3 protein-coding genes are annotated in these 4,429 nt (G+C 70.1%); 1 reads left to right on the top strand and 2 read right to left on the bottom strand.

Features of this window, described 5'->3' with window-relative positions; genetic code table 11:
* On the top strand, positions 1-2,383 hold a 2,383-nt coding region (locus C1I97_RS32185; RefSeq protein ID WP_111006578.1), incomplete at its 5' end, for a RelA/SpoT family protein.
* 87 nt (positions 2,384-2,470) lie between these two features.
* On the opposite strand, the gene C1I97_RS32180 is transcribed toward C1I97_RS32185, so the two are convergent.
* Positions 2,471-3,700 carry a DUF349 domain-containing protein gene (locus C1I97_RS32180; RefSeq protein WP_111006577.1) on the bottom strand — a complete coding sequence of 410 codons (1,230 nt, stop codon included), beginning with the start codon at positions 3,698-3,700 and terminating at the stop codon, positions 2,471-2,473.
* A 137-nt stretch (positions 3,701-3,837) separates the two neighbouring features.
* Positions 3,838-4,429, bottom strand: a 592-nt coding sequence (locus C1I97_RS32175; RefSeq protein ID WP_111006576.1) for a peptidylprolyl isomerase, incomplete at its 5' end; no start/stop codon positions are given.

Raw genomic sequence — 4,429 nt, 5'->3', positions numbered from 1 at the left:
GAGCCGGAGCGACCCGCCCGAGCGCTCCGACCAGCCCCCGGCCGTACGTCCCTCCGCCGGTCAGGCGGGTCGCTCCGGCTCCTCCAACCGCGTCCGCGCCCGCCTCGCCCGCCTCGGCGTGCAGCGCGCCAACCCGTACAACCCGGTCCTGGAGCCGCTGCTGCGGATAGTGCGCAGCAACGACCCCAAGATCGAGAACTCGACGCTGCGTCAGATCGAGCGTGCCTACCAGGTGGCCGAGCGCTGGCACCGGGGTCAGAAGCGCAAGAGCGGCGACCCGTACATCACGCACCCGCTCGCCGTCACCACCATCCTCGCCGAGCTGGGCATGGACCCGGCCACGCTGATGGCCGGCCTGCTGCACGACACCGTCGAGGACACCGAGTACGGCCTGGACCAGCTGCGCCGCGACTTCGGCGACACCGTCGCCCTGCTCGTCGACGGCGTCACCAAGCTGGACAAGGTCAAGTTCGGCGAGGCCGCGCAGGCCGAGACCGTGCGCAAGATGGTCGTCGCCATGGCCAAGGACCCCCGCGTCCTGGTCATCAAGCTCGCCGACCGCCTGCACAACATGCGCACCATGCGCTACCTCAAGCGCGAGAAGCAGGAGAAGAAGGCCCGCGAGACGCTCGAGATCTACGCGCCGCTCGCCCACCGCCTGGGCATGAACACCATCAAGTGGGAGCTGGAGGACCTCGCCTTCGCGATCCTCTACCCCAAGATGTACGACGAGATCGTCCGCCTGGTCGCCGAGCGCGCCCCCAAGCGCGACGAGTACCTCGCGATCGTCACCGACGAGGTCCAGGCCGACCTGCGCGCCGCCCGCATCAAGGCGACCGTCACCGGCCGCCCGAAGCACTACTACAGCGTCTACCAGAAGATGATCGTCCGCGGCCGTGACTTCGCGGAGATCTACGACCTCGTGGGCATCCGCGTCCTGGTCGACACGGTCCGCGACTGCTACGCCGCCCTCGGCACCGTGCACGCGCGATGGAACCCGGTCCCCGGCCGGTTCAAGGACTACATCGCGATGCCCAAGTTCAACATGTACCAGTCGCTGCACACGACGGTCATCGGCCCCAACGGCAAGCCCGTCGAACTGCAGATCCGCACGTTCGACATGCACCGCCGCGCCGAGTACGGCATCGCCGCGCACTGGAAGTACAAGCAGGAGGCCGTCGCCGGCGCCTCCAAGGTCCGCACCGACGCGCCGAAGCCCGCCAAGGCCGGCAAGGACTCGGCCGCCATCAACGACATGGCGTGGCTGCGGCAGCTGCTGGACTGGCAGAAGGAGACGGAGGACCCCGGCGAGTTCCTGGAGTCGCTGCGCTTCGACCTCTCCCGCAACGAGGTCTTCGTCTTCACGCCCAAGGGCGACGTCATCGCGCTCCCGGCCGGTGCCACCCCGGTGGACTTCGCCTACGCCGTCCACACCGAGGTCGGCCACCGCACCATAGGAGCGCGGGTCAACGGCCGTCTCGTACCGCTGGAGTCGACCCTGGACAACGGCGACCTGGTGGAGGTCTTCACCTCCAAGGCGGCCGGCGCGGGCCCCTCCCGCGACTGGCTCGGCTTCGTCAAGTCGCCGCGCGCTCGCAACAAGATCCGGGCCTGGTTCTCCAAGGAGCGCCGCGACGAGGCGATCGAGCAGGGCAAGGACGCCATCGTCCGCGCGATGCGCAAGCAGAACCTGCCGATCCAGCGCATCCTGACCGGCGACTCGCTGGTCACCCTCGCGCACGAGATGCGCTACTCGGACATCTCCGCGCTGTACGCGGCGATCGGCGAGAGCCATGTCTCCGCGCAGAACATCGTGCAGAAACTCGTCCAGGCGCTCGGCGGCGAGGAGGCGGCCACCGAGGAGATCGACGAGAGCGTGCCGCCCTCGCGCGGCCGCGGCCGCAAGCGCCGTTCCAGCGCCGACCCGGGCGTCGTCGTCAAGGGCGTCGAGGACGTGTGGGTCAAGCTGGCCCGCTGCTGTACGCCCGTCCCCGGCGACCCGATCATCGGCTTCGTCACCCGGGGCAGCGGCGTATCGGTTCACCGCAGCGACTGCGTCAACGTGGAGTCGCTGTCCCGCGAACCGGAGCGCATCCTCGACGTCGAGTGGGCGCCCACCCAGTCCTCCGTCTTCCTGGTCGCCATCCAGGTCGAGGCGCTGGACCGCTCCCGGCTGCTCTCGGACGTCACCCGCGTGCTGTCCGACCAGCACGTCAACATCCTCTCCGCGGCCGTCCAGACCTCCCGCGACCGCGTCGCCACCTCCCGCTTCACCTTCGAGATGGGCGACCCCAAGCACCTGGGCCACGTCCTGAAGGCCGTACGGGGCGTGGAGGGCGTCTACGACGTCTACCGGGTCACCTCGGCGCGCAGCCGGGCGTAGAGCGCACGTCCTGCGCGAAGAACGGCCGAGGGCTCCCGTACGGCACGTACGGGAGCCCTCGGCTCGTGGGAGCGGGTGGCGGGTGGGTCAGCCGCCGAACTCCTGCAGGCCCTTCAGCGCCTGGTCCAGGAGCGCCTGGCGGCCCTCCAGCTCCTTCTCGAGCTTGTCGGCCTTGGCCGCGTTGCCCTGGGCGCGCGCCTGCTCGATCTGGCCCCTCAGCTTGTCCACGGCGGCCTGCAGCTGACCGGTCAGACCCTCGGCACGCGCGCGCGCCTCCGGGTTCGTCCGGCGCCACTCGGCCTCCTCGGCCTCCTGGATGGCCCGGTCCACGGCGTGCATCCGGCCCTCGACCCGCCCACGCGCGTCCCGCGGCACATGGCCGATGGCCTCCCAGCGCTCGTTGATCGAGCGGAAGGCGGCCCGGGCGGCCTTCAGCTCCGTGATCGGCAGCAGCTTCTCGGCCTCCTCGGCCAGCTCCTCCTTCAGCTTCAGGTTCTCCGCCTGCTCGGCGTCCCGCTCGGCGAACACCGAGCTGCGGGCGGCGAAGAAGACGTCCTGGGCACCGCGGAAACGGTTCCACAGGTCGTCCTCGTGCTCGCGCTGGGCGCGGCCCGCGGCCTTCCACTCCGCCATCAGCTCGCGGTAGCGGGCCGCGGTCGGACCCCAGTCGGTCGAACCCGACAGCGCCTCGGCCTCGGCGACCAGCTGCTCCTTGACCTTGCGCGCCTCCTCGCGCTGCGCGTCCAGCTGCGCGAAGTGCGCCTTGCGCCGCTTGGAGAACGCCGACCGCGCGTGCGAGAAGCGGTGCCACAGCTCGTCGTCGGACTTGCGGTCCAGGCGAGGCAGCCCCTTCCAGGTGTCCACCAGCGCGCGCAGCCGCTCGCCGGCCACCCGCCACTGGTCGGACCGGGCCAGCTCCTCGGCCTCCGCGACCAGCGACTCCTTGGCCTGCCGGGCCTCGTCCGCCTGCCGGGCGCGCTGGGCCCTGCGCTCCTCACGGCGTGCCTCGACCAGCTCGACCAGCTTGTCCAGGCGGGCGCGCAGCGCGTCCAGGTCGCCGACCGCGTGGTGCGCGTCGACCTGCTCCCGCAGGTGGTCGATGGCGGCCTGGGCGTCCTTCGCAGACAGGTCGGTGGTCTGCACACGCTTCTCGAGGAGGCCGATCTCGACAACCAGGCCCTCGTACTTGCGCTCGAAGTAGGCCAGCGCCTCCTCAGGGGAGCCGGCCTGCCAGGAGCCGACGACCTTCTCGCCGTCGGCCGTACGCACGTACACGGTCCCCGTCTCGTCGACGCGGCCCCACGGGTCGCTGCTCACAGCGCCTCCTCCACATGATGCCTGCGAAGGGCCTCGAAGCTCCCCCGGGCATCGTCCACAGTTTCGTCACCGCCAACATAGGCGACCGGTGGGTGGCCTGTCCGCATCCAGCGCGACCGAAATTTCGCAGTTGACGGTCAGGATTTGGTTACCGTGGCCTTGTTGACCACGACCGTCGCGTTCGGGGCCCCGTCGCCGGCGCCCGTGTTCTCGCCCGCGTCCGCGATCTTCTTCAGTACCTTCAGCCCCGCTTCGGAAACGGTCCCGAACGGTGTGTAGTTGGGCGGCAGCTGACTGTCCTGGTACACCAGGAAGAACTGGCTGCCTCCCGAGTGCGGCTGCCCCGTGTTCGCCATCGCCACCGTGCCCGCCGGGTAGACGTTGTCCCTCAGGCTCTTGTCCTTGAGGTTCTCGTCGGGAATCGTGTACCCGGGACCGCCGCTGCCCGTGCCCGTCGGGTCGCCGCACTGCAGGACGAAGATGCCGCCGGCGGTGAGCCGGTGGCACTTGGTGTGGTCGAAGAAGCCCTTTCCGGCCAGGAAGTCGAAGGAGTTCACGGTGTGCGGCGCCGCCGAGGCCTTGAGCGCCACGTCTATCTCGCCACACGTGGTGTCGAGCTTCATCGTGTACTTCGCCGACGTGTCGATCGTCACCGCCGGCTCCTTCTTCCAGCTCAGCTCCTTCACCGAGCCGGGAGCGGCCTTCTCGCACGGGTCCGGGGCCTTGCTG

The sequence above is a fragment of the Streptomyces sp. NTH33 genome, assembly GCF_003236365.1.
GTDB lineage: Bacteria > Actinomycetota > Actinomycetes > Streptomycetales > Streptomycetaceae > Streptomyces.
The sequence above is the reverse complement of the archived record's forward strand: the minus strand, read 5'-3'. Positions and strand labels throughout refer to the sequence as shown.